Below are 25132 nucleotides of genomic sequence, written 5' to 3' on the forward strand. Positions count from 1 at the left end.
CCCGCCCACGACCCCGTCGCCGGGGGGGGGACAGGGTGCGTGTCAAACACTGGAAAAAAAAAGAGGGGGTGGTCTTCCGGGGGGGGGGCCCCCCCCCCCCCCCCCCCCCCACGGAGAGCCCCACTACTGCGGATCCGCCCCCACCGCCACGGGCCGGGACGGGTCCGAGGACCACTCGGACCAGGAACCCACGTACAGGGCCGCCGGGATGCCCGCCACCGCCAGCGCGAGGACCTCGTGGGCGCCGGAGACGCCCGAACCGCAGTACACGCCCACCTCGGTGTCCTCGGACACCCCGAGGGCCTTGAAGCGGTCCCTCAGCTCCGCCGCGGGCAGGAAACGGCCGTCGGGGCCCACGTTCTCCGTCGTCGGCGCCGACACCGCGCCCGGGATGTGCCCGCCGACCCGGTCGATCGGCTCCACCTCACCGCGGTACCGCTCCCCCGCGCGGGCGTCCAGCAGCACACCCGTGCGGGCCAGGGCCGCGGCCTCGTCCGCGTCCAGCAGCCCCGCGGCCGCAGGCCGAGGGACGAAGTCGCCCTCGGCCGGAGCCGGCACCTCGGTGGACAGTTCGCCCTCCCAGGACGGCAACCCGCCGTCGAGCACCCGCACGTCCGGGTGACCCGTCCAGCGCAGCAGCCACCACGCGCGCGCGGCGGCCCAGCCCTGCCCGCCGTCGTACACGACGACCGGCCGCCCGGCCGACACGCCCGCGCGGCGCATCGCGGCGCCGAACTCCGCGAGGTCGGGCAGCGGATGGCGGCCGTGCGCGCCGGGCGCCGAGGCCAGCTCCCGGTCCAGGTCGACGAAGACCGCGCCGGGGATGTGCCCGGCCGCGTACTCGGCCCGGCCGTCGAAGGCCGGCGCGCCCGACGCCTTCGCCAGACTCAGCTGCCAGCGCACGTCCAGGAGCACCGGCGGGGCGCCCCCGGTCAGCTCCTGTGCGAGTTCGGATGCGGTGATGATGGCTGTCATGGCGTCCATCCATACGCCAGGGGTGGCCGCGGCGTCCAGGTCCGGCTACTCTGCTCGGCCGGACAGGCTCGATCACGAGGCGTACGGGATCGAGCACGTGCTGTACAGCCGACGGACCCCCGCCGGCCCTCGTCAGGAAGCGGCGAAAGACGGCAGATCGGGCATCCTCCCGTGGTGACGGCCGAGCGGCGCGGTACGGCCCCGGGCCCCCGCGGAGGATGCGGCACCGGCACGGGCGTACGCGCCAGCGGCGTGGACACCCCTTCCGGGGAGCGGAAGCGACACGGCCACCGCGAGGGGCCGGGGAGAGAGTGATCGATGACCGAGGCACGGGAGTCGGCCGGTCCGCACGCGCGGCGCGTGCCCGGCACGCCCTGCTGGGTGAGCCTGATGGTGCACGCGCTGGACGCCACCGAGGAGTTCTACGGTGAGCTGTTCGGCTGGGAGTTCCGGCCGGGCCCGCAGCAGCTCGGCCCTTATGTGCGGGCGCTGCTGGACGGGCGGGAGGTGGCGGGCATGGGCCAGCTGCCGCCGGACCGCCGGCTGCCGGTCGCCTGGACGCCGTACCTCGCCTCGGACGACGTGGACCAGACCGCGGACACGGTGCGGCTGTGCGGCGGCACGGTGGCCGTCGGCCCGCTGGACGCCGCCGAGGCCGGGCGGATGGCGATCGCCTCCGACCCTTGCGGGGCGGTGTTCGGGATCTGGCAGACCGCCGCGCATCTCGGCACGGCGATCACCGGTGTGCCCGGCACGCCCGTCTGGAACGAGCTGCGCACCTTCGAGACGGAGAGCGTCGGCAAGTTCTACAAGAGCGTCTTCGGCTACGAGGAGGAGCCGGTGGTCTCCGCCGACTTCGACTATCTGACCCTGCGCCTCGACGGCCGGCCGGTGGCCGGACTGCACGGCATGGGCCAGGGTCTGCCCCGGGACCGGGGGCCGCACTGGGAGACGTACTTCCAGGTCGCCGACATCGGAGAAACGCTGCGGCAGGTCACCGGCCTGGGCGGCCGGATCCTGCGGCCGGCCCACGACAGCCCGCACGGCCGGGTGGCGTCGGTGGCGGACCCGGAGGGCGCGGAGTTCTCGGTGGTCCAGGACCCGCGCTGAGCCCCCGGTGTCGCAAGGTCAGGAGGACGGGACGGGCAGCACGTCCGGGGACAGGGCCGCCGCGCGGGCCGACGCGGCGGTCATCCGGCGCCGGTGGTGGCGGCGGCACAGCACCTCGTAGCCGACCTCGCCCGCGGACTGGTTGACGTCGCCGACGACCACCTGGGCGCCCTCGACCACCATCTCGCCGCCTATCGTGCGGGCGTTGTGCGTGGCGCGGGCGCCGCACCAGCACAGCGCCTCCACCTGGAGCACCTCGATCCGGTCGGCCAGCTCCACCAGCCGCTGCGAGCCGGGGAACAGCTTCGAACGGAAGTCCGTGGTGATGCCGAAGGCGAAGACGTCCAGGCCGAGATCGTCCACCACGCGCGCGAGCTGGTCGATCTGCTCGGGTGCGAGGAACTGTGCCTCGTCCGCGATCACGTAGTCCGCCCGGCCGCCCTGCGAGAGATGGTCCACGAGGTAGGCGTACAGGTCCTGGCCGTCCTCGACCTCCACCGCGTCGGTGACCAGGCCCAGCCGGGAGGACAGCTTGCCCTCGCCCGCCCGGTCGTCCCGGGTGAAGATCATCCCGACCAGTCCGCGCGCGGAGCGGTTGTGCTCGATCTGCAGAGCCAGCGTCGACTTCCCGCAGTCCATGGTTCCGGAGAAGAACACCAGCTCGGGCATGAGACGTTGAGCACCTTTCAGCAAGGGAGGGCGGGGGGTCAGGAGCGTACTTCGAGCAGCGGGACCAACTGCTCGGCAGGGGTCATCGAGCCGTGGTTGCCGACCAGCGAGGACTCCTTGGGCTCCCGCTCGGAGGCGATGATCAGGACGTCGTCGTGCGCGGCGGCGACCACGTCGCCGATCCGCGGGTACACGCGCTCGTCGCATTCGCCGGGCCGCCCGAACCAGCCGGCCGCGATCGCCTCGTCCCGCGAGGCCACCCAGAACTGCTCCCCGAGCACCTCGCGCCAGACGGTCAGTACGTCGTTCTGGGCGCCCGGCACCGCGTACACGTGCCGGGCCCGGCCCTCGCCGCCCAGCAGGGCGACACCGGCGCGCAGCTCCCAGTCCTCGTCGAAGTCGATGCGGTGCTGCTCGTCGAACGGCACGTCGACCATGCCGTGGTCGGCGGTGACGTAGAGGGCGCTGCGCGGCGGCAGCTGCTCCGCGAGGCGCTGGGCGAGCCGGTCGACGTACATCAGCTGGCCGCGCCAGGTGTCGGAGGCGATGCCGTAGCGGTGTCCGGCGCCGTCCAGCTCGGCGTAGTACGTGTACACCAGCGCGCGGTCCGCGGCGGCCAGTTGCGCGGCGGCGAGGTCCATGCGCTCCTCGCCGGTGAGCCGGCCGTGGAAGCTGCCGCCGCTGAGCGCGACCTTGGTGAGCGGGGTGTGCTCGAAGGCGGGCGAGGACACCTGGGCGGCGTGCACCCCGGCCTCGTGGGCGAGCTGGAAGACGGTGGGGTACGGCTGCCAGGGGCGCGGGTCCGTGTACGGCTGCCAGCGGAGCTGGTTCATCAGCGCGCCGGTCTCCGGGTTGCGCACGGTGTAGCCGGGCAGGCCGTGCGCGCCGGGCGGCAGTCCGGTGCCGACGGAGGCGAGGGAGGTCGCGGTGGTCGCCGGGTAGCCGGCGGTGAGCGGACGGCCGGTGCCGCCGCGCGAGCTGCCGAGCAGGGAGGTCAGGAAGGGGGCCTCGTCAGGGTGGGCCCTGAGCTGCTCCCAGCCGAGCCCGTCGATCAGGAAGACACAGACGCGGTCGGCGGGGGTCAGCTCCCCGATGGTGGCGGTCAGGCCGGGGACGCCCATGCCGGCGGCCAGGGTGGGCAGCAGGTCGGCGAGGGAGCCGGTGCCGTACTCGGGCAGCGGGGCGGTGTCGAGGGCGAGGGGTTCCGGGTGGTCCCAGGCGGAGAGCTGGGACATCAGCGGGTGAGGTCCGCGGTCGCCTCCGAGATGGACTGCGCGAAGGCGAGCGCCTGGCGCACCGTCTCCGGGCCGTCCCCGGCCTCGCTGACGCGCAGGCTGAGGTCGTCCGCCGTGGAGCTGCCCGTGTAGCCGTGGTCGGCGTCGCAGTTGGGGTCGCCGCAGGCGGCGGGCTCCAGGTCGATGCGGTTGACGGCGCCCCAGCCGATGGTCAGCACGACCTCGCGGGGCAGTGTGCCCGGCGTGTACTGCTCGGGGTTGGCGACCACCCGGCTGACCACGACCGAGGAGACCCGGTCGAGCTTCACGGACTCGGTGGAGGTGGTGGCGTACGGCGTCGGGGACGTACTGTCGGCGGCCTGCTCGTCGGTGTGGCTGACGATGAAGCGGTTGCCGGTGAGCACCAGGACGGTCACATGCCGCCGCACCTCGTTCTGGTCGAAGGTGGTCTCCTGGTGGACCAGGTACGACCGGATGGGCTCGCCGCCCACAGCGGCCTCCACCGCCTCGGCCACGAGGGCCGGGTAGTAGCCGCTGCGCTCGATCGCCGCGCGCAGCCCCTGGGTCGTCGTACTGGTCTTGGCCATGGCGTCCATCCTAATCCGTGGGCAAGGGGGGTCCGGGCCAGTCGCCCGGACCGGGGGCGGACTGTGCGCCCGCGCGCGGGGCCCTGGGCACGAGCCCCGGGCGGATGTCCAGTCCTTCGGCGGCGAGCAGGCAGGAGACGGGTTCACGGCCGCCGGCGTCCGCTTCGAACGCGACGACGAGGGGCGCGGCTTCCCCCAGGACCCGCGCGAGACGCGCCGTCTCCTGGGGTGTGGGTGGCCGGAAGACGGGGTCCTGGAAGGCCGGTGGACAAGAGACGAACAGCGGGTCGGTGAAGATCACTTCCAGGCCGTGGTGGTGGGTGAGGTCGTACCCGGCGGCCAGGCGCAGCTGTCCCGCGTCGCAGGCGATGATCTCCCAGTCCCACCAGCTGCCCTCGGGCAGCTCGCGGCCGGCGATCTCCATGCGCTCCCCCCGTCCCGTTCAGTAGGCCGGCAGGGTCCGTGGGCCGAGGTCGTCGCGGGCGGGCGGGGGCGCGAGCCGTACGGTGGCGCCGAGCACGCTGACTCCGTGCGGGGCGACGACGACCGGCTCCAGGGTGACCGCGACCACCTCGGGGTGGTCGTCGACCAGCCGGGACACCCGCAGCAGCAGCTCCTCCAGGGCCGGGGTGTCCACCGGGGTGGAGCCGCGCCAGCCGAACAGCAGGGGTGCCGTCCGGATCGACCGCACGAGCGAGGTCGCCTCCCGGTCGGTGACGGGGACCAGCCGGTGGGCCATGTCACCGAGCAGCTGCGAGGCGGCGCCGGCCAGGCCGAAGGACAGCACGGCTCCGGCCGCGGGATCGATCACGGCGCGTACGACCGTGTCGACCCCGCGCGGTGCCATTCCCTGCACCACGGGCCGCAGCTCCTCGGGCTGCCCGAACAGCTCGGTCAACTCGGTGTACGCCCGCAGCAGTTGTTCCTCGTCCGCGAGGTCCAGGCGTACGCCGCCCAGGTCGGCGCGGTGCCTCAGGTGCGGGGCGGTGGCCTTGAGGGCGACCGGGTAGCCGAGTGCGCGGGCGGCCTCCACGGCGGCGTCCGGGGTGGGCGCTGGCAGGGCGCGGCGCACGGGTATGCCGTACCGGCCGAGCAGCTCGCAGGTCTCCGCCTCGGAGATGGTGAGCCCCTCCCCGCGCGCGAGCAGCTCGCCGATCAGCCGGGCGGCCCCCTTCTCGTCGATGTCGTCGAACTCCGGCACCTTCCCGGGATCGGCCGCCTCCCGCCGCCACTCGGCGTACTTCACGGCTTCGGCGAGGGCCCTGACGGCGCGTTCGGCGGCGGGGTAGGCGGGGATGAGGTGCGTGCCTTCGGGAGGTGTCGTCAGCGTGGCCAGGGTCGCGGCCTGCGCGGTGCCGGGGGCGGTGCCGGGCGCCTTGTCGACGGCCCAGGGTGCCGTGCTCGCCGCGGCCGACAGCGCCTCCGCCAGTCCCCCCAGCTCCACGTGCACCACCAGCACCGGCTTCCCCGGCACCGCGGCGGCAGCCGACCGCAGCGCCTCCGCCAGTTCCGCGTCCCCCGGCGAGGCCTCCCCGATCGCGGGGATCGCCGTCACGACGACGGCGTCGTTCGTGTCGTCGGCCAGCGCCGCGGCGAGCGCCCGGTGGAAGTCCTCCGCGGTCGCCCCGGTCGTCAGGTCCACCGGCCGGGCCGGCCGCAGCCCCTCGGCCAGACAGCGGTCGTACGTCAGCACGCCCAGCGACTCGGAGTTGCCGAGGATGGCCACGCGCGGCCCGCCGGGCAGCGGCTGGCGCGCGAGGAGCAGCCCCGCGTCGACCAGCTCGGTGATCGTGTCGACCCGGATCACACCGGCCTGCCGGAGCAGCGCGGAGACGGTGGCGTACGGCAGCCGCGTCGCCCGTACCGCGTGCCCCTGCGGCGCCGTGCCGGTGCCCTGGACCACCACGAGCGGCTTCGCCGCCGCCGTCCGCCGGGCGAGGCGGGTGAACTTGCGGGGGTTGCCGATGGACTCCAGGTACATGAGGACGACGTCGGTCTCGGGGTCGTCGTACCAGTACTGCAGGACGTCGTTGCCGGAGACGTCGGCGCGGTTGCCGGCGGACACGAACGTGGAGACGCCGGTGACGCCGGTGACCCCTCCCCCGCGCCGGTGCAGCCGGGACAGCAGGGCGATGCCGATGGCGCCGGACTGGGCGAACAGCCCGATGCGGCCGGGGCGGGGCATCTCGGGGGCGAGCGAGGCGTTCAGCCGGACGTCCGGGGCGGTGTTGATGATCCCGAAGGCGTTCGGGCCGATGATCCGCATGCCGTACGCGCGCGCGGCCCGTACGAGGGACCGCTGCCGTTCGCGCCCCTCGGGACCGCTCTCGGCGTATCCGGCGGAGAGCACGACCAGCCCCTGGACGCCGTGTTCACCGCACTCGGCGACGACCGCGGGCACGTGTGCGGCGGGTACGGCGACGACGGCGAGGTCCACCGGCGCGTCGATGTCCCGCACCGAGCGGTGCGCGGGCACCCCGTCGACCTCCTTGAGGTCTTCCGGGAAGGACTTGTTCACGGCGTACAGACGGCCGGGGTAGCCGGCGTCGCGGATGTTGCCGAGGATGCTGCGGCCCACTCCGCCGGGGGCGCGGCCGACGCCGACGACCGCGACGGAGCCGGGCGCGAGGAGCCGCCGTACCGAGCGGGCCTCGGCGCGCTGCTCCCGCGCGCGCTGCACGGCGAGGGAACGGTCGGTGGGTTCGAGGTCGAACTCCAGGCGGACGACGCCGTCCTCGAAGCTGCGCTTCTGGGTGTAGCCGGCGTCCGTGAACACCTTGATCATCTTGTTGTTGGCGGGCAGCACCTCGGCGGCGAAGCGGCGGATGCCCCGCTCGCGCGCGACGGCCGCGATGTGCTCCAGCAGCGCGGAGGCCACCCCGCGGCCCTGGTGGGCGTCCTGCACCAGGAAGGCGACCTCGGCCTCGTCGGCGGGCGCGGAGGCGGGCAGCCCGTCCGTGCCGATGCGGTCATAGCGTACGGTGGCGATGAACTCGCCGCCGATGGTGGCCGCGAGTCCCACCCGGTCCACAAAGTCGTGGTGCGTGAAGCGGTGGACGTCCTTGGCGGAGAGCCGTGGGTACGGCGCGAAGAAGCGGTAGTACTTCGACTCGTCCGAGACCTGCTCGTAGAAACTGACCAGGCGGTCGGCGTCATCAACGGTGATGGGCCGGATGCGCGCGGTACCACCGTCGCGCAGCACCACGTCCGCCTCCCAGTGGGCGGGGTACTGGTACCGGTCCTGCCGGTCCGCCGAGGTCTGCATGGGCCCCAGAGTACGGCTCGCGTCCGACAACGGCGCGAGGCAGTCTGTGGAGGACGAAAGAGCCGGACCGAGGCCGCGGTCCGGCGCCACACCGGAGGGGACGAAGGTCCTCTCCGGGCACGCTTCACGATGTGGGAAACTGGTCTAGACAACCCTGAACACCGAAGGGCAGCAACACATGGCTGAGCGCCGCGTCAACGTCGGCTGGGCCGAGGGCCTCCACGCCCGCCCCGCCTCCATCTTCGTCCGAGCCGCCACGGCCGCAGGCGTCCCGGTGACGATCGCCAAGGCCGGGGGCAACCCCGTCAACGCGGCCTCCATGCTGGCCGTCCTGGGCCTGGGCGCCCAGGGTGGCGAGGAGATCGTCCTCGCCTCCGACGCCGAGGGTGCGGACGCCGCCCTCGACCGTCTGGCCAAGCTGGTCTCCGAGGGCCTGGAGGAGCTGCCCGAGACCGTCTGAGCGAGCCATCGCACGAGCGACCATCGCACGAAGCGAGCCATCTCGCAGAGCGAGCCATCGCGCAGAGCGAGCCATCGCGCAGAGCGCCGGAGCCGCGTTCGCCTTTCGGGGCGGCGCGGCTTCGCCGTATGGACCCTCGTGAATTACGGGGGATGGCAGGAAACGGCAGGGGTGAATTCGGCAGGGTGAATTCGGGCAGCAGAAAGCCCCCCACTCCGAATAACTCTTCTTTGTATACGGCGCCCGTGTTAATGCCGCGGGCCCGAGATGTTTACGGCGTGTTGCGAAGTCCTCACACGCTCCCCGGCCGCGGAAAAGCGCAGCCGGTGCGCCCCCGTCGCGCGCTCGGCGTGCAGCGTGGTGAGCGCCCGCGCGCGCTCGGCGTCCCCGCGCGCCACCGCGTCCACGATCGCGCCGTGGTCCGTCCAGGACTCCACGGGGCTGACCGGCACCTCCACCGTGTACATCCAGGCGATCTTGTGCCGCAGCTGGGTGAGCATGGAGGTCAGCGAGGGGCTGCCGGAGGCCTGGGCGAGCGTCTCGTGGAACCAGCCGCCCAGCGACCGGAGATCCTCGCTGCTGCCCCTCCTGGCCCGCTCCTGGCCCAGCCGGACCAGCCCGCGCAGCACCTTGAGATGGGCCTCGGTGCGCCGCTGGGCGGCCCGGGCGGCGCCCAGCGGCTCCAGCAGCATCCGCATCTCCAGCAGGTCGGCGGCCTCCTGCTCGGTCGGCTCGGCCACGCACGCGCCCGCGTGCCGGCGTGTCACCACGAAGCCCTCTGCCTCCAGGGTGCGCAGGGCCTCGCGCACGGGGACGCGTGAGACGCCGTACCGGCGGGCCAGGACTTCCTCGGTGAGGCGGCTGCCGCGCTCGTAGACACCGGCGACGATGTCGTCCCGGATCGCCGTGCACACCGAGTGCGCCGGAATACGCATGACCGACCTCCGCCTTAATCCCCGTGAAACGCCGACGATGGACGCGTGTTCCGTGACTCTATTCCAATGAGCCGCAATTTCCGACGGCAGGCGGTAATCCATGGATATTTTTTGGTCAGCACATCCGGCGGACGCTGCGAAAAACGGCGAAAGCCCCGGCTCGGTGAGCCGGGGCTTCGGACAGCCGTGCGGTGGGCGTCAGATGTTCACGCCGTGCTTGCGGAGGTAGGCGACCGGGTCGACGTCCGAGCCGTACTCGGGGGTCGTGCGCGCCTCGAAGTGCAGGTGCGGGCCGGTGACGTTGCCGGTGGCGCCGGACAGGGCGATCTGCTGGCCGGGGACGACCTTCTGGCCCACCGTGACGCCGATGGACGACAGGTGCCCGTACTGGGTGTACATGCCGTCGGCCATCCGGATCACGATCTGGTTGCCGTACGCGCCGCCCCAGCCCGTGGAGACGACCGTGCCCGAGCCCACCGCGTGCACGGCCGTACCGCTGGCCGCGTGGAAGTCGATGCCGGTGTGCGAGCCGGAGGACCACAGGGAGCTGCTGGCCCGGTAGGCGGTGGAGACGTACGAGTGCGCGATCGGGGCGACGAAGGTGTTCAGCCGCTTGCGCTCCGCCTCGCGGGCGGCACGTGCCTTGGCCGCCCGGATCTCCTGGGCCCGCTTGGCGGCGGCCTTCGCCGCGGCTTCCTCGGCCGCCTTCTGCTCGGCGGCCTGCTGCTGGGCGGCGGCCTGCGCGTCGATCTGCTCGGGGACGTCCTCGGTCACGGTGAGGACGGGGACGAGGCCGGTCTGCTCCGTGGAGTTCTCGGCGGCGAGCGCCGGGGAGGCGGCGAGGGTGCCGATCACGCCGGTGGTGGTGAGGGCCGCGACGCCGGCCGCCTGGGCCGTGGTCCGCTTGACCCGGCCGGGCTTGCGGTGCTTCCCGGTGGCGCACATGAACGCCATGTAGTGGCTGGTCCTTTCCTTCCCTCTCGCCTACCGGGTTAGCTGACGGGTTCGGAGCAGGAAGGTCTCCTACGGACCCCCTCGCAGCCGCGCGGGCGCCCGATTCACCCCAGGGACGGTGGGTCCCCGGCTCCCCTGGCTCGCGCCGTACGGGGACTCGGCGATGACTGTCCGGTGCCGCGGGTGCGGCGCACTGCCTGACGAACAGCCCGGACGACGCTACGGCGGCCCGCTTTCAATCCTCAAACGGATCCGGGCTTTTGTAGCGCATCCCACAGGGCAGACAGGCAACCTCCGCCCCAAAACGGGCATCTGAGGGACACCGTGGAAGAGCGAGGGACCAGCAGGGGCCCTGACGACCCGTAGGTCAGCAGGGCCCCACGCGCGCGTGCCGCTGTGCGGCTACTCCGCGGCGACGACGCTGACTTCGCCGATGCCGAGCGCCTCGACCGGTGCCTTGATCTGGGCGGCGTCGCCGACGAGGACGGTCACCAGGCGGTCCACCGGGAAGGCGTTCACGACGGCCGCGGTGGCCTCCACCGTGCCCGTGGCGGCCAGCTGCTGGTACAGCGTCGCCTGGAAGTCGTCGGGCAGGTGCTGCTCGACCTGGTCGGCCAGCGTGCTCGCGACGGCCGCCGCGGTCTCGTACTTCAGCGGCGCCACGCCGACGAGGTTCTGCACGGCGACGTCCCGCTCGGCGTCGGTCAGGCCCTCCGCCGCGACGGTCCGCAGCACCTTCCACAGGTCGTCCAGCGCCGGACCGGTGTTCGGCGTGTCCACGGAGCCGCTGATGGCGAGCATCGCCGCGCCCGTGCCCTCCGGCGCGGACCGCAGGACCTGCCCGAAGGCGCGCACGCCGTAGGTGTAGCCCTTCTCCTCGCGCAGGACGCGGTCCAGCCGGGAGGTGAGGGTGCCGCCGAGGCAGTACGTGCCGAGCACCTGGGCGGGCCACACCCGGTCGTGCCGGTCGGGGCCGATCCGGCCGATGAGCAGCTGCGTCTGGACGGCGCCGGGCCGGTCCACGATGACCACGCGCCCGGTGTCGTCGGCGGTCACCGGCGGCACCGGCCGCGGCTCGCCGGGGGTGCCGGTCCAGGCGCCCAGGGTGTCGCCGAGCAGCGCGTCCAGGTCGGCGCCGGTCAGGTCGCCGACGACGACCACGGTGGCCGTGGCGGGCCGCACATGGCGGTCGTAGAAGGCGCGCACGGCCGCCGCGTCGATCTTCTCGACCGTCTCCTCGGTGCCCTGGCGCGGCCGGGACATGCGCGAGGTGGCCGGGAAGAGCTCCTTGGAGAGTTCCTTGGCGGCCCGGCGGGAGGGGTTGGCCAGCTCGTGCGGGATCTCGTCCAGGCGGTTGCGGACCAGCCGCTCGACCTCGCTCGTGGCGAAGGCGGGCGCGCGCAGGGCGTCGGCGAGCAGGCCGAGGCCCTTGGCCAGGCGGGAGGCGGGGACCTCCAGGCTGAGCCGGACGCCGGGGTGGTCGGCGTGCGCGTCCAGGGTGGCGCCCGCACGCTCCAGCTCGGCCGCGAACTCCTCGGCGGAGTGCTTGTCGGTGCCCTCCGAGAAGGCCCGCGCCATGATCGTGGCGACGCCGTCCAGGCCGGCCGGCTCGGCGTCCAGGGGCGCGTCCAGCAGCACCTCGACGGCGACGACCTGCTGGCCGGGGCGGTGGCAGCGCAGCACGGTCAGGCCGTTGTCGAGGGTGCCGCGCTCGGGCGCCGGGAACGCCCACGGCCTGGCCTCGCCGGGCTGCGGCTGGGGGTGGAAGTCCATGGTGGCGAGCTGGGTCACTTGGCCGTCTCCTCGTTCTCGGTCTCGTAGCGGCCCGCCTCCACGGTCGCTTCCTGCTCCGGGTCCTCGGGGACCTCGGCGTCCGGGGCGGCCTCCGGGGACTTGGGCTCGTAGACCAGGACCGCGCGGTTGTCGGGCCGCAGGCGGGCCTTGGCGACCTCCTGGACCTCCTCCGGGGTCACCTCCAGAACGCGCTTGACGGCGGTCAGGGCGAGCTGCGGGTCGCCGAACAGGACGGCGTAGCGGCACAGTTCGTCGGCGCGGCCGGCGACCGTGCCGAGCCGGTCCAGCCACTCGCGTTCCAGCTGCGCCTGGGCGCGCTCCATCTCCTCGGGCGTGGGGCCCTCGGCGGCGAACCGGGCCAGCTCCTCGTCGATGGCGGTCTCGATGACCGGCACCTCGACGTCACCGGAGGTCTTCACGTCCAGCCAGCCCATGGAGGGCGCGCCGGCCAGGCGCAGCAGGCCGAAGCCGGCCGCGACGGCCGTGCGGTCGCGGCGCACCAGGCGGTTGTACAGGCGGGAGGACTCGCCGCCGCCGAGGATGGTCAGGGCGAGGTCGGCCGCGTCGCACGCGCGCGTGCCGTCGTGCGGGAGCCGGTAGGCGGCCATCAGGGCGCGCGCCGGGACCTCCTCCACGACGACCTCGCGCAGCTGCTCGCCGATGACGTCCGGCAGGGAGCCGTCGCGGGGGGCGGGCTTGCCGTCGTGGGACGGGATCGAGCCGAAGTACTTCTCGATCCAGGCGAGGGTCTGCTGGGGGTCGATGTCGCCGACCACGGAGAGCACCGCGTTGTTCGGCGCGTAGTAGGTGCGGAAGAACTGGCGGGCGTCCTCCAGGGTGGCCGCGTCCAGGTCCGCCATGGAGCCGATCGGCGTGTGGTGGTAGGGGTGGCCCTCCGGGTAGGAGAGGGCGGTCAGCTTCTCGAAGGCGGTGCCGTAGGGCACGTTGTCGTAGCGCTGGCGGCGCTCGTTCTTGACCACGTCCCGCTGGTTCTCCATGGACTCGTCGTCCAGGGCGGCCAGCAGCGAGCCCATGCGGTCGGCCTCCAGCCACAGGGCCAGCTCCAGCTGGTGGGCGGGCATGGTCTCGAAGTAGTTGGTGCGCTCGAAGCTGGTGGTGCCGTTCAGCGAGCCGCCGGCGCCCTGCACCAGCTCGAAGTGGCCGTTGCCCTTCACCTGCGCGGAGCCCTGGAACATCAGGTGCTCGAAAAGGTGAGCCAGGCCGGTACGCCCCTTGACTTCGTGGCGGGAGCCGACGTCGTACCAGAGGCAGACCGCCGCCACCGGGGTCAGGTGGTCCTCGGAGAGCACCACGCGCAGACCGTTGGCCAGGCGGTGCTCGGTCGCTGTCAGGCCCCCGGAGCCTGCCTCGGCTGTGGTCGTGTGACCCATGGGCATGTACGTCCCTTCGCGAGCGGAGGCGGTTGATGGAAACCGCTGTTTTCCTGCCGGTCCTGCCACTGTATGCAAAGCGTGCGGGGGCTTCGCGGAGTTCCCGCGGGACGTACGCCCACAGCGGATCCCGCGGCCCGCCCGGACCCCGGTCCCGGGTACTTCCCGCCGCCCCGTCCCGGGTACTTCCCGCCGCCCCGTCCCGGGTGCCTCCCGGCGCCCGTCCCGGTACCTTCCTGCGCCCCGGCCCCGGCACCGGGTGCCGGGAGATCCTCCGGAACCGGGTCGCGGCACGGCTTGTCAGTGCCTCGGTCCACAATGGTCGGCGTCAGTTCCGTCCATCCTTTCAGCAAGGAGCCGGCAGCGATGGCCCGCCGCAGCACGAAGACCCCGCCGCCCGACGATTCGTTCGAGGAGAGGATCCTCGACATCGACGTCGTGGACGAGATGCGTGGCTCCTACCTCGAGTACGCGTACTCGGTCATCTACTCGCGCGCCCTGCCGGACGCCCGTGACGGCCTCAAGCCGGTGCACCGCCGGATCGTGTACCAGATGAACGAGATGGGCCTGCGCCCCGACCGCGGCTATGTGAAGTGCGCGCGTGTCGTCGGCGAGGTCATGGGCAAGCTGCACCCGCACGGCGACGCGTCGATCTACGACGCGCTGGTGCGCATGGCACAGCCGTTCTCCATGCGCGTGCCGCTGGTCGACGGCCACGGCAACTTCGGCTCGCTGGGCAACGACGACCCGCCGGCCGCCATGCGGTACACCGAGTGCCGGATGGCCGAGGCGACGGGCCTGATGACCGAGTCCATCGACGAGGACACGGTCGACTTCGCGCCGAACTACGACGGCCAGGAGCAGGAGCCGGTGGCGCTGCCCGCCGCGTTCCCGAACCTGCTGGTCAACGGCGCCTCGGGCATCGCGGTCGGCATGGCGACGAACATGCCGCCGCACAACCTGCGCGAGGTGATCAACGCCGCGCGCCACCTGATCCGGCACCCGAACGCCGACCTGGACGCGCTGATGAAGCACGTCCCCGGCCCGGATCTGCCCACGGGCGGCCGGATCGTCGGCCTCGACGGCATCCGGGACGCGTACGCGACCGGTCGCGGCACCTTCAAGATGCGCGCGACGGTCTCGATCGAGACGGTCACCGCCCGCCGCAAGGGCCTGGTCATCACCGAACTGCCGTTCGCGGTCGGCCCCGAGAAGGTCATCGCGAAGATCAAGGACCTGGTCAACGCCAAGAAGGTCCAGGGCATCGCCGACGTCAAGGACCTCACCGACCGCGAGCACGGCCTGCGTCTGGTCATCGAGATCAAGAACGGCTTCGTGCCGGAGGCGATCCTGGAACAGCTGTACAAGCTGACTCCCATGGAGGAGTCCTTCGGCATCAACAACGTCGCCCTGGTCGACGGCCAGCCGCTCACCCTGGGCCTGAAGGAGCTGCTGGAGGTCTACCTGGACCACCGCTTCGACGTGGTCCGGCGCCGCAGCGAGTACCGCCGCGGCAAGAGGCGCGACCGGCTGCACCTGGTCGAGGGCCTGCTGACCGCCCTGGTCGACATCGACGAGGTCATCCGGATCATCCGGTCCAGCGAGAACTCCGCGCAGGCCAAGGAGCGCCTGATGGAGCGCTTCTCCCTGAGCGAGGTGCAGACGCAGTACATCCTCGACACGCCGCTGCGCCGGCTCACCAAGTACGACCGGATCGAGCTGGAGGCGGAGAAGGACAAGCTCACCGCGGAGATCGAGGAGCTGACCCGGATTCTGGAGTCGGACGCGGAGCTGCGCAAGCTGGTCTCGGCCGAACTGGCCGCGGTGGCGAAGAAGTTCGGCACCGACCGGCGCACGGTCCTGCTGGAGTCCGGTGCCACGCCGGCGGCGGCCGTGCCGCTGCAGGTGGCCGACGACCCGTGCCGGGTGCTGCTGTCCTCGACGGGCCTGCTCGCCCGTACGGCGACGGCCGGGCCGTTCCCGGAGGCGACGGGCGCCAAGCGCGTCAAGCACGATGTGATCGTCTCGGCGGTGCCGACGACCGCGCGCGGGGTGATCGGCGCGGTGACCTCGGCGGGCCGGCTGCTGCGGATCAACGTGGTCGACCTGCCGCAGCTGCCCGAGTCGGCGACCGCGCCGAACCTCTCCGGAGGGGCCCCGCTGGCGGAGTTCGTCTCTCTGGAGGACGACGAGACGGTGGTCTGCCTGACCACGCTGGACGAGTCGTCCCCGGGTCTCGCGCTCGGCACCGAGCAGGGTGTCGTCAAGCGGGTGGTGCCCGACTATCCGTCCAACAAGGACGAGTTGGAGGTCATCACGCTCAAGGAGGGCGACCGGATCGTCGGCGCGGTGGAGTTGCGCACCGGCGAGGAGGACCTGGTGTTCATCACGGACGACGCGCAGCTGCTGCGCTTCCAGGCCTCGATCGTCCGTCCGCAGGGCCGCCCGGCGGGCGGTATGGCGGGCATCAAGCTCACCGAGGGCGCGAAGGTGATCTCCTTCACGGCGGTCGACCCGGCCGCCGACGCGGTGGTGTTCACCGTGGCGGGCTCGCGCGGCACGCTGGACGACTCGGTGCAGACGACGGCCAAGCTGACCCCGTTCGACCAGTACCCGCGCAAGGGCCGGGCCACGGGCGGCGTGCGCTGCCAGCGGTTCCTGAAGGGCGAGGACTGTCTGTCGCTGGCCTGGGCGGGCCCGGCGCCCGCGCTCGCGGCGCAGAAGAACGGCACTCCCGCGGAGCTGCCGGAGATGGACCCGCGCCGGGACGGCTCGGGCACCTCGCTGCCGAAGACGGTGGCCGTGGTCGCGGGCCCGGTGTCCTAGGCGGGCGGGTCCTCCAGATCGGCTTCCGCCTCGTCGGGACGCTGTACGTAGCGCAGGACGCCCCACATGCCGTGCTCGTCGGCGTGTGGGGCGTCGTTCCCGCACCCCTCCAGCTCCTTGCCGAGGGTGTCGGCGTCGATGCCGGAGCCGATCAGCACGAGCTGGGTGAGCCGGGCCTCGCGGGGCGTCCAGGGCTCCGGGTAGAAGCGCAGGAACCGGCCGACGGCGTGGACGGCGTACCGGTTGAGCGGGTCGTACGGCCCGAAGTCGACGTACCCCTTGATGCGGTAGAGCCCCTCGGGCCTGCTGTCCAGGAACCGCATGAGCCGGCGGGGCTCCAGCGGCACGTCGGAGGCGAAGGACAGGCTGTCGTAGCCGGTGTGCAGGTGCCCGGCGTGGTCGTGCTCGTCCTGGCCGTGCTCGTCCTGGCCGTGCTCGTGCAGGTCGTCGAAGGACAGCTGCCCGATGCGCTCCTCGCTCGGCCGGCAGTCGAAGAGGAACTCGGGGTCGATCCGGCCGTAGGTGGCGGGGACGACGGCGGCGCGGTCGGTGAGCGAGCGGACGAGACCCAGGATCCGGTCGGCGTCGTCGGCGCGGTCGAGCTTGTTGACGACGACCAGGTCGGCCAGGGCGAGGTGCCGGTCGATCTCGGGGTGCTTCGCTCGCGTCCCGTCGAACTCGGCGGCGTCGACCACCTCGACCAGACCGCCGTAGACGATGCCGGGATGCTCGCTGGCGAGCACCATGCGCACGAGTTCCTGCGGTTCGGCCAGCCCGCTCGCCTCGATGACGATCACGTCGATGCCTGCGGCGGGTGCGGCGAGCCGGTCCAGGTAGAGGTCGAGTTCGCTCGCGTCGACGGCGCAGCACAGGCAGCCGTTGCCGAGTGAGACGGTCGAGTCGCCGAGGGCGCCCGCGACGGCCATCGCGTCGATCTCGATGGCCCCGAAGTCGTTGACGATGGCCCCGATCCGGCTGCCTCCACTGCGGTGCAGCAGATGGTTGAGGAGCGTGGTCTTCCCGGAACCCAGGAAACCGGCGAGCACGATCACCGGGATCTGCCGCGGACTGCCGCTGTTTCCCCAGCTGTTCCCCAACGGGCGACCTCTTTCCTCTCTCCCACGGCTACCGGGACCAGGATAGGAGCGGGAGGAAACCCGGGCGAAGAGCCCCTCTCCGCGTGGTTGATCATGCCATCGATGCTTGACATCTTTCTCGTCAACGTTGATTGAATCAATTAATCAGCATCAATGTATGCAGAGGCGACTACGGTGATCTCCATGCGCGATCACGACACCGCTCCCCACCGTCCCGGGCGCCGGCTGACCACCAAGGAGACCGCCGAAGTCCTCGGCGTGAAGCCCGAGACGGTCTACGCGTACGTGAGCCGCGGCCTGCTCAGCAGCAGACGCGAGCCCGGCGGCCGGGCCAGCACCTTCGAGGCCGGCGAGGTGGAGGCCCTCGCCCGCCGCAACCGGCGGGAGGCTGCCGGGAGTCCGGGCTCCGGCGGTGACCTGTCCGTCCGCACCCGGATCACGCTGATCGAACAGGACCGGTACTTCTACCGGGGCGTCGACGCCGTCGAGCTGGCCACCCGTCACTCCTACGAGGAGGTCGCGGAGTGGCTGTGGACGGGCCGGCTGACCCCCGGGGCGGCCTTCGCCGCGCCCGAGGACACCGTCGAGGTCGCCCGCCGCGCCGTGGGCGCCCTGTCCGAGCACGCCTCCCCCGTCGACCGGCTGCGGGTGGCGGCGATCGCCGCGGCGGCCGAGGACCCGCTGCGCTTCGACCTGTCCGAGGAGGCGGTGCTGAACACGGCGCGCACCCTCATCCCCACCCTCGTCGCCGCGCTCCCGCCGGCCGCGCACGAGCGCAAGGACGACGGTCCGCTGGCCCACCGCCTCTGGTACCGGCTGACCGGCCGCCCGGCCGACGAGGCCTCCCTGCGCGTGCTCGACACCGCGCTGGCGCTGCTCGCCGACCACGACCTGGCCGCGTCGACGCTCGCGGTGCGGGTCGCCGCCTCGGCCCGGGCGCACGCGTACGCGGCCGTCTCGGCCGGGCTCGGCGTGCTGGAAGGGCCGCTGCACGGCGCCGCCAGCGGCCTGGCCCACCGGATGCTCCTGGACGTGCTCGACCAGGGCACGGCGGTCCCGGTGATCGCCGCCGAACTGCGCGCGGGCCGCCGCGTCCCCGGCCTCGGCCACCGGCTGTACTCGGGCGAGGACCCGCGCGCGCGGGTGCTGTTCGGGCTGCTGGAGCAGGTCCCGCGCGCGGAGTCCGCGCTGCTCGCGGCCCGGGACATCGTCGCGACCACCGCCCGGCACACCCCGCTGCACGCCAACGTGGACCTCGCCCTGGCGGTGTTCACCGCGTCCTGCGGCATGCCGGCCACGGCCGGGGAGACGATCTTCGCCGTCGCCCGGACCGCGGGCTGGGTCGCCCACGCCCTGGAGGAGTACGGCGAGCGTCCGCTGCGCATGCGCCCCAGTGGCCACTACGTCGGTCCGCGCCCGCCACAGACCCTCCCGGAGTAGGACACGGCACCGGCCGGAAGTGCCCCTCGGGAAACTCAGGTTAGGCTCACCTCTGTGAGTAGGTGTGCGACCGTCTCCCGGAGCCTCGACGAGCCGATCTCCGGTACGGCTGCCACGGCGACGACGTGGCTGCTGCTGGAACAGCCCGGCCCGTGGGGTACCAAGGCGCTGACGTCCAGCCACCTGGACCCAGCGCTGGGCCGGGCGTTGGAGGCCGCCGCCGACGGGACCGGCGTGCGGATCGCGCTCATCCGGCACCCCGGGCGCCATGCCGACCCCGGGACGCCCCCGATGCGGCAGGTGTACGCCGCACACACCGTTCCGGGGCGCGTGTGGCTGCACAGTGCCACCACCCGCGATCCGCAGCGGCTGCTCGAACTGGACTTCGCCGGCCTCGGGGCCGGTGACCACCGTTCCTTCGGCGCGGTGCTCGACGGAGGGCCGCACCGGGATGACCCGCTGGCGCTCGTGTGCACCAACGGCAAGCGCGACCGCTGCTGTGCCCTCCTGGGCCGCCCCCTCGCCACCGAGCTGGTCGCCTCGGGGGTGCGCGGCGTCTGGGAGGTCACCCATCTGGGTGGACATCGGTTCGCTCCCACGGTGCTCGTGCTGCCGTACGGCTACGCCTACGGCCGCGCCGAGGCGCACACCGTCAAGGAGGCCCTGCACGGCGTCCGGGAGGGGCGCGTGGTCGTGGAGGGGTGCCGGGGGTGCTCCGCGTGGGAACGGCCCGGCCAGGCGGCGGAACTGGCCGTGCGGTCGGCCGCGGGCGAGCACCGTGCGGGTGTGCTGAGCGTCGTACGGACCGACGGCGCGGCTCCGCGCTGGGAGGTCACCGTCGTCCACGCCGACGGCCGCCGGTGGCGGGTCACCGTGGCGCAGGGGGCGTCGCTGCCGCCCCGCCCGGACAGCTGTGGCGCGGCCGTACTGGGCACGCCGGCGCGGATGGACGTGGTCGAGGTACGCGAGCTGAGGCCCACGGCTCTGGCGAGCTAGCCGGGCGCCGGCACCGTCCATCATTGATCAACGATGGATCAAGAGATCCACACCACACCCGCTGGGGCGCCCGAGAACAGCCCACGTACCGTCGTGGGTATGAGCCCCACTCCCCCCGCCCGCCGACGGCGCATCGGCCTGCCCCGGAGGATGTTCTCCCAGGTGCTGCTGATGCAGGTGGCGATCGCCGCGGGAGTCGCGGTGCTCGCGACCGGGCTCTTCCTGGCCCCGCTGAGCAAGCAGCTCGACCAGGAGGCGATGCGCCGCGCGCTGGCCATCGCCGAGACCACGGCCCAGGACCCGCAGATCGCCGAGGGGGTCCTCACGACACCGCCGAGCAGGAACGGCCCGGTGCAGCGGGAGGCGGAACGGATCCGGCGGGCCACACACGCCGAGTACATCGTGGTGCTGAACCGGGACTGGGTGCGCTGGTCGCACCCCACGCCCTCGGAGATCGGCCGCCGCGTCTCCACCGACCCCACCGACGCCCTGGCCGGCAAGGAGGTCATGGAGATCGACAGGGGCACCCTGGGACGTTCGGCACGCGGCAAGGTGCCGCTGTACGACGCCGACCACCGCATCGTCGGCGCGGTCTCGGTCGGCATCGCCTACGACAGCGTGCGGGCGCGTCTGATCAGCGCGATCCCGGGGCTGTTCGCGTACGCCGGGGGCGCACTCGCGGTGGGGGCGCTGGCCGCCTGGCTGATCTCGCGCCGGGTCCAGCGGCAGACCCGGGACCTGGCCTTCTCCGACATCTCCGCGCTGCTCGCGGAGCGCGAGGCGATGCTGCACGGCATCCGGGAGGGCGTGGTCGCGCTCGACCGGGCCGGTCGCATCCGCCTGCTCAATGACGAGGCACGGCGGCTGCTGGGCATCGGCGACGAGGCCGTCGGGCGGACCCCCGACGAGGCGCTCGGCGCGGGCCGTACGACGGACGTGCTGGCCGGCCGGGTGACCGGCACCGATCTGCTCACGGTGCGCGGCCAGCGCGTGCTGGTCGCCAACCGCATGCCCACCGGGGACGGCGGCGCCGTGGCCACCCTGCGCGACCGCACCGAACTGGAGCAGCTGGGGCGTGAACTCGACTCCACGCGTGGACTGATCGACGCCCTGCGCGCCCAGGACCACGAGCACGCCAACCGCATGCACACCCTGCTGGGGCTGCTGGAGCTGGAGATGTACGACGACGCCGTGGAGTTCGTCGGCGAGGTGGTCGGAGACCACCGGGCCACCGCCGAGCAGGTCACCGAGAAGATCCAGGACCCGCTGCTGGCCGCGCTGCTGGTCGGCAAGGCAACCGTGGCGGCCGAGCGCGGGGTCGCCCTGTGGGTGTCGGAGCGCACCCGGCTCCCGGACCGGCTGATCGACCCCCGGGGCCTGGTGACGGTCGTGGGCAACCTCGTGGACAACGCGCTCGACGCGGTCGCGGGCACCCCGCACGCGCGCGTGGAGGTCGAGTTGCGCGCGGAAGGTCGTACGGTCGTCCTGCGCGTACGCGACACGGGCCCCGGCATCCCCGAGGAGCAGCGGGAGGTGGTCTTCACCGAGGGCTGGTCCACCAAGAAGCCTCCCGCGCACGGCAAACGGGGCATCGGGCTGTCCCTGGTGCGCCGGCTCGCCGAGCGGCAGGGCGGGAGCGCGGCCGTGGGCGCGGCGGCCGGCGGTGGCGCGGAGTTCACCGTGGTCCTGCCCGAGGCGCTGACCGAGCCGGAACTGGAACCCGCGGTGCCCGAGGTGTCCTCGGAGACCGCCGCCGTCGCCGAGGAGGAGGCGCGATGATCGAGGTCCTGGTCGTGGACGACGACACCCGCGTCGCCCGCGTCAACGCCGCCTACGTCGAGAAGGTGCCCGGATTCCATGTGGCCGGCGAGGCGCACAACGCGGCCGAGGCTCTGCGCCAGGTGGAGAGCCTGCCGCAACTCGACCTCGTCCTGATGGACCACTACCTGCCCGACGACACGGGTCTGGCCGTCGTCCAGGAGATGCGCCGGCGCGGCCACCAGACCGACGTGATCATGGTGACGGCGGCGCGGGACGTGTCGACCGTGCAGGCGGCCATGCGGCAGGGGGCGTTGCAGTACCTGGTGAAGCCGTTCGCCTTCGCCGGCCTGCGGGCGAAGCTGGAGGCGTACGCGGAGCTGCGGCGCACCCTGGACGGCGGCGGCGAGGCCGAGCAGGCGGAGGTCGACCGTATCTTCGGCGCCCTGTCCGCACCATCGGAGCCCGGGCTGCCCAAGGGGCACTCCCCGACGACCGCCGAGCTGGTGCGCCAGGCGCTGCTGAACGCCGAACGTCCCCTGTCCGCCCAGGAGATCGCCGAGCGGACCGGGGTGAGCCGGCAGACCGCCCAGCGCTACCTGAAGCTCCTGGAGCGCACCGGGCGGGCCCGGCTGACCCTCAAGTACGGCGACGCGGGCCGCCCGGAACACCGTTACGTGTGGGCGACCCGCGCCTGAGCGGACTCGTCTACTGGGCAGCGTTGACGAACTCGGTCGTGTACGTCTTGCTCAAGTCGACCTTCGCGTTCTTGATGTTGGGGTTGAACGACTTGAGGACCTTCTCGACGGTCTCGGGACCGCCCTGGGGCATCACGCCGTCGTCGGTGAACATCGGAAGGGTGCTCTTGATGGCTTGCGCGTACAGGGTCTTGTTGCCCTGGGAGTAGTCGGCGGGCATCTTGGCGGCGATTTCGTCGGCGCTGTGCGTCGACATCCACTTGAGCGTCTTGACGAATGCGTTGACCAACTTCTGGACGGTGTCCTTGTGTCCGTTCACCCAGTCCGTCTGCATGTACAGACTTGACGACGGGTACGGCCCGCCGAGCGCCTCCTGAGAGCCCTCGGGGGTGCGCATGTCGATGAGGATCTTCCCGGCCTTCTTGTCCAGGATCGTCGCGACGGTCGGGTCGGTGGTCATACCGCCGTCGATCGCTCCGTTCTGGAGGGCCGCGATGAACGTCGGTCCCGCCCCCACCGCGACCGGCGTGAACTCGCTGGTGTCGACGCCGTTCTTGACCGCCAGGTACTTGGTGAGGAAGTCGGTCGAGGAGCCGAGGCCGGTCACGCCCAGCTTGCGGCCCTTGAAGTCCTTGGGCGAGGTGAGGTCGCCGGCGGCCTTGTCGGAGACGACCTCCACCTCGCCGGGAGCGTCCGAGAACTGCACGACCGACTCCACCGACTTGCCCTTCACCTGCAGGTCGAGCGTGTGGTCGTAGAACCCGACCGCTCCCTGCACCTGGCCGGAGACGAGCGCGGTCTCGGCCTGGACTCCGGCGGGCTCGCTGAGGAGCTGGACGTTCAGCCCCTCGGCCTGGAAGTAACCGAGGCGCTGGGTGAGCATCGCGGGCAGGTAGATGACCTTGTCCAGGCCGCCGACCATGATCTTGACGCTCTCCCCCTTGCCGCCGCCGCTGCCGGTGTCGGCCGTGGAGCTTGCCGCGTCGTTGGCGCAGGCGGTGAGGGAGGAGAGGGCGAGCAGTCCGGCGGCGGCCAGGGAGGCGTGTCTGGCGGTCTTGCGCATGCGGGTTCACGTCCTTGTGAGAGGGCGGTGCGGGAAGGGGCGCGGGGGGTGGCGTGGGGACCGGTCAGCTGTCGGAACCGGTGGGCTTCCAGCGGAAGATGCGGCGCTCGGCGAAGGTCAGCAGTCCCTCGGCGACGAGGGCGACGACGGCGAGGATGACCATCGCGGCGTACACGCCGGCCGCGTTGAAGGTGTTCTGCGACTGTGAGACGAGCAGGCCGATGCCCTTGGTCGCGCCGATGTACTCGCCGACGATGGCGCCGATGAGCGCGAAGCCGAAGCTGACGTGCAGGCTGGTGAAGATCCAGGAGGTGGCCGACGGGATGACCACCTGGAGGGTCACCCTGCGGTCGCTCGCACCGAGGATGCGGGCGTTGGCCACGAGATTGCGGTCCACTTCGCGGGCGCCCTGGAAGGCGTTGAAGAACACCGGGAAGAAGACGAGCACCACGGCGGAGGCCACCTTGGAGGACGGCCCGAGACCGAACCAGATCAGGAAGATGGGCGCCAGCACGATCCGGGGAATCGAGTTGAGCACCTTGATGTATGGACCAAGGACCTCGGCGAGCAATCTGATCCGCCCTAGCGCAATGCCGAGGAGCACGCCGGCGATCACACCGATGACCCAGCCCAGCAGTGCTTCGTACAGCGTGTACCAGATCTGCTCCCCCAGGGAGCCGAGTGCTGTCCCGTGGGTCACCCAGGTCCAGATCTGGTCCCAGATCTTCGAGGGCATCGAGAAGTTGAACGGGTCGATGACCTTGGCGCGTGACAGCACCTCCCACAGCCCGAGGACGGCCACCAGGAGCACCACGCGCACGGCGTTGACAAGGAGTTTGCGCCGGCGTGCGGCCTGGGCGCGGGTCTGCGCGCGATCGGGCGTCTTGACGGTGTCCACGACCGGGGTGCTGAGGACCTCAGGCGACATGGGCCGCACCCCTCTCGCGGGTGATGCGGACCTCTTCGCCGAGGGACTCCCAGATCTCGCGGTAGATCTCGATGAACCGCGGCTCCAGCCGCACCGACTCGACCTTGCGCGGGCGGGGCAGGTCGATGTCGAAGACCTGCTTCACGGTCGCGGGTCCGGCGGTCATCACGACGACCTTGTCGGCCAGCGCGATGGACTCCTCCAGATCGTGGGTGACGAAGACGACGGAGGCGCCGGTGCCCTCCCACAGCTCCAGCAGCTCGTCCGACATCAGTGCCCGGGTCTGCACGTCGAGCGCCGAGAACGGCTCGTCCATCAGCAAAAGCTCGGGGTCGTTGACGAAGGTGGCCGCCAGGGCGACGCGCTTGCGCTGGCCGCCGGAGAGCTGGTGCGGATAGCGGTCCTCGAAGGCGGCGAGTCCCACCCGGGCCAGCCAGTCACGGGCCCTCCGCTTGGCCTCCGCCTTGGGTACGCCCCGGAAGCGCGGGCCCGCCATGACGTTCGACAGGACTGTCCGCCAGGGGAAGGTGGCGTCCTGCTGGAAGACGAAGCCGACCTTGTCCCCGACCCCGTCGACCGGCTCGCCGGCCACCAGCACCTCGCCCTCGGTGGGCTCCTCCAGGCCGCTGACCAGGGTCAGCGTGGTGGACTTGCCGCAGCCGGTCGGTCCTACGACGGCCACGAACTCGCCGCGCTGCACGGTGAGGTCCAGGCCGCGCACCGCCGTGTGCAGTCCCCCGGACGGGGTTCTGAAGGTCTTGCTCGCGCCCCGCAGCTCGATGGCGGGGCTGGTGTGTGCGCTCATGGGCCGGGACGGTAGGTGTGGCCCCGGCCACAGCAGGAGTCTTGTGAGCACAAGCCGTTCTTTTGCTCGCAAGAACCTGTTGTGCTCGTTTTGCTCGCGCTACAACTGCGGAGCCGAAACACGGGCTGAACGCTCGCCGGCCTTGT

General features: G+C 72.3%; 21 protein-coding genes and 1 riboswitch. Of the genes, 7 read left to right on the forward strand and 14 right to left on the reverse strand.

Annotated features, from left to right (window positions below; genetic code table 11):
* Window positions 1-123: 123 nt before the first annotated feature.
* Window positions 124-975, reverse strand: a complete 852-nt coding sequence (locus ACZ4U1_RS33610) for a sulfurtransferase (RefSeq protein WP_467907953.1) — start codon at window positions 973-975, stop codon at window positions 124-126.
* 318 nt (window positions 976-1293) lie between these two features.
* On the opposite strand from ACZ4U1_RS33610, the gene ACZ4U1_RS33615 reads away from it, so the two are divergent.
* The gene (locus tag ACZ4U1_RS33615; protein WP_467907954.1) at window positions 1294-2085 is read left to right on the forward strand and encodes a VOC family protein; all 792 of its coding nucleotides are present in this window, start codon (window positions 1294-1296) and stop codon (window positions 2083-2085) included.
* Between the two features lie 18 nt (window positions 2086-2103).
* On the opposite strand, the gene ACZ4U1_RS33620 is transcribed toward ACZ4U1_RS33615, so the two are convergent.
* Genes ACZ4U1_RS33620 through ACZ4U1_RS33640 form a run of 5 tightly spaced genes read right to left on the reverse strand, consistent with a single transcriptional unit; the run spans window position 2104 to window position 7841 of the window.
* Window positions 2104-2754 carry a thymidine kinase gene (locus tag ACZ4U1_RS33620; RefSeq protein WP_467907955.1) on the reverse strand — a complete coding sequence of 217 codons (651 nt, stop codon included), beginning with the start codon at window positions 2752-2754 and terminating at the stop codon, window positions 2104-2106.
* Window positions 2755-2792: 38 nt separating this feature from the next.
* Window positions 2793-3989: an alkaline phosphatase family protein gene (locus ACZ4U1_RS33625; RefSeq protein ID WP_467907956.1), complete on the reverse strand. Its 1197-nt coding sequence runs from the start codon at window positions 3987-3989 to the stop codon at window positions 2793-2795.
* Entirely contained in the window at window positions 3989-4585 is a 597-nt protein-coding gene (locus ACZ4U1_RS33630; protein ID WP_467907957.1) for a DUF5998 family protein, read from the reverse strand. Before ACZ4U1_RS33630 ends, ACZ4U1_RS33625 begins: the two co-directional genes overlap by 1 nt.
* Window position 4586: 1 nt before the next feature.
* Complete coding sequence (locus ACZ4U1_RS33635; RefSeq protein WP_467907958.1) at window positions 4587-5000, reverse strand: hypothetical protein; 414 nt, start codon at window positions 4998-5000, stop codon at window positions 4587-4589.
* Window positions 5001-5018: 18 nt separating this feature from the next.
* Entirely contained in the window at window positions 5019-7841 is a 2823-nt protein-coding gene (locus ACZ4U1_RS33640) for a bifunctional acetate--CoA ligase family protein/GNAT family N-acetyltransferase (RefSeq protein WP_467907959.1), read from the reverse strand.
* Between the two features lie 178 nt (window positions 7842-8019).
* On the opposite strand from ACZ4U1_RS33640, the gene ACZ4U1_RS33645 reads away from it, so the two are divergent.
* Window positions 8020-8301: an HPr family phosphocarrier protein gene (locus ACZ4U1_RS33645; RefSeq protein WP_014675499.1), complete on the forward strand. Its 282-nt coding sequence runs from the start codon at window positions 8020-8022 to the stop codon at window positions 8299-8301.
* Between the two features lie 248 nt (window positions 8302-8549).
* On the opposite strand, the gene ACZ4U1_RS33650 is transcribed toward ACZ4U1_RS33645, so the two are convergent.
* From ACZ4U1_RS33650 to ACZ4U1_RS33665, 4 genes are all read right to left on the reverse strand, one after another.
* Entirely contained in the window at window positions 8550-9236 is a 687-nt protein-coding gene (locus tag ACZ4U1_RS33650) for a GntR family transcriptional regulator (protein WP_467907960.1), read from the reverse strand.
* A gap of 198 nt (window positions 9237-9434) precedes the next feature.
* Window positions 9435-10190 carry a M23 family metallopeptidase gene (locus tag ACZ4U1_RS33655; RefSeq protein WP_467907961.1) on the reverse strand — a complete coding sequence of 252 codons (756 nt, stop codon included), beginning with the start codon at window positions 10188-10190 and terminating at the stop codon, window positions 9435-9437.
* Between the two features lie 12 nt (window positions 10191-10202).
* Window positions 10203-10363: riboswitch (cyclic di-AMP (ydaO/yuaA leader) on the reverse strand.
* 229 nt (window positions 10364-10592) lie between these two features.
* Window positions 10593-11981 (reverse strand): M16 family metallopeptidase, encoded by a 1389-nt coding sequence (locus tag ACZ4U1_RS33660; RefSeq protein ID WP_467907962.1) that lies wholly within the window; start codon window positions 11979-11981, stop codon window positions 10593-10595.
* A complete protein-coding gene (locus tag ACZ4U1_RS33665; RefSeq protein WP_467907963.1) occupies window positions 11978-13381 on the reverse strand; it encodes a M16 family metallopeptidase in 1404 nt (467 codons plus the stop codon). The genes ACZ4U1_RS33660 and ACZ4U1_RS33665 overlap by 4 nt, the downstream gene beginning before the upstream one ends.
* Before the next feature lie 360 nt (window positions 13382-13741).
* Here ACZ4U1_RS33665 and ACZ4U1_RS33670 point away from each other — a divergent pair, with 360 nt between their 5' ends.
* The gene (locus ACZ4U1_RS33670) at window positions 13742-16201 is read left to right on the forward strand and encodes a DNA gyrase/topoisomerase IV subunit A (RefSeq protein WP_467907964.1); all 2460 of its coding nucleotides are present in this window, start codon (window positions 13742-13744) and stop codon (window positions 16199-16201) included.
* Here ACZ4U1_RS33670 and ACZ4U1_RS33675 read toward each other — a convergent pair.
* Window positions 16198-17298 carry a CobW family GTP-binding protein gene (locus ACZ4U1_RS33675; protein ID WP_467907965.1) on the reverse strand — a complete coding sequence of 367 codons (1101 nt, stop codon included), beginning with the start codon at window positions 17296-17298 and terminating at the stop codon, window positions 16198-16200. The genes ACZ4U1_RS33670 and ACZ4U1_RS33675 overlap by 4 nt on opposite strands.
* A 183-nt stretch (window positions 17299-17481) precedes the next feature.
* Between ACZ4U1_RS33675 and ACZ4U1_RS33680 the strand changes: the two genes are divergently transcribed.
* From ACZ4U1_RS33680 to ACZ4U1_RS33695, 4 genes are all read left to right on the forward strand, one after another.
* Entirely contained in the window at window positions 17482-18738 is a 1257-nt protein-coding gene (locus tag ACZ4U1_RS33680) for a citrate/2-methylcitrate synthase (RefSeq protein WP_467907966.1), read from the forward strand.
* A gap of 54 nt (window positions 18739-18792) precedes the next feature.
* Window positions 18793-19734 (forward strand): sucrase ferredoxin, encoded by a 942-nt coding sequence (locus tag ACZ4U1_RS33685; protein WP_467907967.1) that lies wholly within the window; start codon window positions 18793-18795, stop codon window positions 19732-19734.
* Between the two features lie 99 nt (window positions 19735-19833).
* A complete protein-coding gene (locus tag ACZ4U1_RS33690; protein ID WP_467907968.1) occupies window positions 19834-21513 on the forward strand; it encodes an ATP-binding protein in 1680 nt (559 codons plus the stop codon).
* Complete coding sequence (locus tag ACZ4U1_RS33695; protein ID WP_467907969.1) at window positions 21510-22190, forward strand: response regulator; 681 nt, start codon at window positions 21510-21512, stop codon at window positions 22188-22190. Before ACZ4U1_RS33690 ends, ACZ4U1_RS33695 begins: the two co-directional genes overlap by 4 nt.
* A gap of 10 nt (window positions 22191-22200) precedes the next feature.
* Here the strand turns inward: ACZ4U1_RS33695 and ACZ4U1_RS33700 are convergent, their stop codons facing one another.
* The 3 genes from ACZ4U1_RS33700 to ACZ4U1_RS33710 form a co-directional block, all read right to left on the reverse strand.
* On the reverse strand, window positions 22201-23253 hold the full coding sequence (locus ACZ4U1_RS33700; RefSeq protein ID WP_467907970.1) for an ABC transporter substrate-binding protein: 1053 nt from the start codon (window positions 23251-23253) through the stop codon (window positions 22201-22203).
* Window positions 23254-23317: 64 nt separating this feature from the next.
* Window positions 23318-24181, reverse strand: coding sequence for an ABC transporter permease (locus tag ACZ4U1_RS33705; protein ID WP_467907971.1), 864 nt, complete (start codon window positions 24179-24181; stop codon window positions 23318-23320).
* Window positions 24171-24986, reverse strand: coding sequence for an ABC transporter ATP-binding protein (locus tag ACZ4U1_RS33710; protein WP_467907972.1), 816 nt, complete (start codon window positions 24984-24986; stop codon window positions 24171-24173). Before ACZ4U1_RS33710 ends, ACZ4U1_RS33705 begins: the two co-directional genes overlap by 11 nt.
* Window positions 24987-25132: the final 146 nt, after the last annotated feature.

It is taken from the genome of Streptomyces sp. NPDC028928 (assembly GCF_055564915.1).

Bases quoted from the DNA above. Each gene is read 5' to 3' on its own strand.
- ACZ4U1_RS33610 (WP_467907953.1), bottom strand. From the start codon at position 975: ATGACAGCCATCATCACCGCATCCGAACTCGCACAGGAGCTGACCGGG.
- ACZ4U1_RS33615 (WP_467907954.1), top strand. From the start codon at position 1,294: ATGACCGAGGCACGGGAGTCGGCCGGTCCGCACGCGCGGCGCGTGCCC.
- ACZ4U1_RS33620 (WP_467907955.1), bottom strand. From the start codon at position 2,754: ATGCCCGAGCTGGTGTTCTTCTCCGGAACCATGGACTGCGGGAAGTCG.
- ACZ4U1_RS33625 (WP_467907956.1), bottom strand. From the start codon at position 3,989: ATGTCCCAGCTCTCCGCCTGGGACCACCCGGAACCCCTCGCCCTCGAC.
- ACZ4U1_RS33630 (WP_467907957.1), bottom strand. From the start codon at position 4,585: ATGGACGCCATGGCCAAGACCAGTACGACGACCCAGGGGCTGCGCGCG.
- ACZ4U1_RS33635 (WP_467907958.1), bottom strand. From the start codon at position 5,000: ATGGAGATCGCCGGCCGCGAGCTGCCCGAGGGCAGCTGGTGGGACTGG.
- ACZ4U1_RS33640 (WP_467907959.1), bottom strand. From the start codon at position 7,841: ATGCAGACCTCGGCGGACCGGCAGGACCGGTACCAGTACCCCGCCCAC.
- ACZ4U1_RS33645 (WP_014675499.1), top strand. From the start codon at position 8,020: ATGGCTGAGCGCCGCGTCAACGTCGGCTGGGCCGAGGGCCTCCACGCC.
- ACZ4U1_RS33650 (WP_467907960.1), bottom strand. From the start codon at position 9,236: ATGCGTATTCCGGCGCACTCGGTGTGCACGGCGATCCGGGACGACATC.
- ACZ4U1_RS33655 (WP_467907961.1), bottom strand. From the start codon at position 10,190: ATGGCGTTCATGTGCGCCACCGGGAAGCACCGCAAGCCCGGCCGGGTC.
- ACZ4U1_RS33665 (WP_467907963.1), bottom strand. From the start codon at position 13,381: ATGCCCATGGGTCACACGACCACAGCCGAGGCAGGCTCCGGGGGCCTG.
- ACZ4U1_RS33670 (WP_467907964.1), top strand. From the start codon at position 13,742: ATGGCCCGCCGCAGCACGAAGACCCCGCCGCCCGACGATTCGTTCGAG.
- ACZ4U1_RS33680 (WP_467907966.1), top strand. From the start codon at position 17,482: ATGCGCGATCACGACACCGCTCCCCACCGTCCCGGGCGCCGGCTGACC.
- ACZ4U1_RS33690 (WP_467907968.1), top strand. From the start codon at position 19,834: ATGAGCCCCACTCCCCCCGCCCGCCGACGGCGCATCGGCCTGCCCCGG.
- ACZ4U1_RS33695 (WP_467907969.1), top strand. From the start codon at position 21,510: ATGATCGAGGTCCTGGTCGTGGACGACGACACCCGCGTCGCCCGCGTC.
- ACZ4U1_RS33700 (WP_467907970.1), bottom strand. From the start codon at position 23,253: ATGCGCAAGACCGCCAGACACGCCTCCCTGGCCGCCGCCGGACTGCTC.
- ACZ4U1_RS33705 (WP_467907971.1), bottom strand. From the start codon at position 24,181: ATGTCGCCTGAGGTCCTCAGCACCCCGGTCGTGGACACCGTCAAGACG.
- ACZ4U1_RS33710 (WP_467907972.1), bottom strand. From the start codon at position 24,986: ATGAGCGCACACACCAGCCCCGCCATCGAGCTGCGGGGCGCGAGCAAG.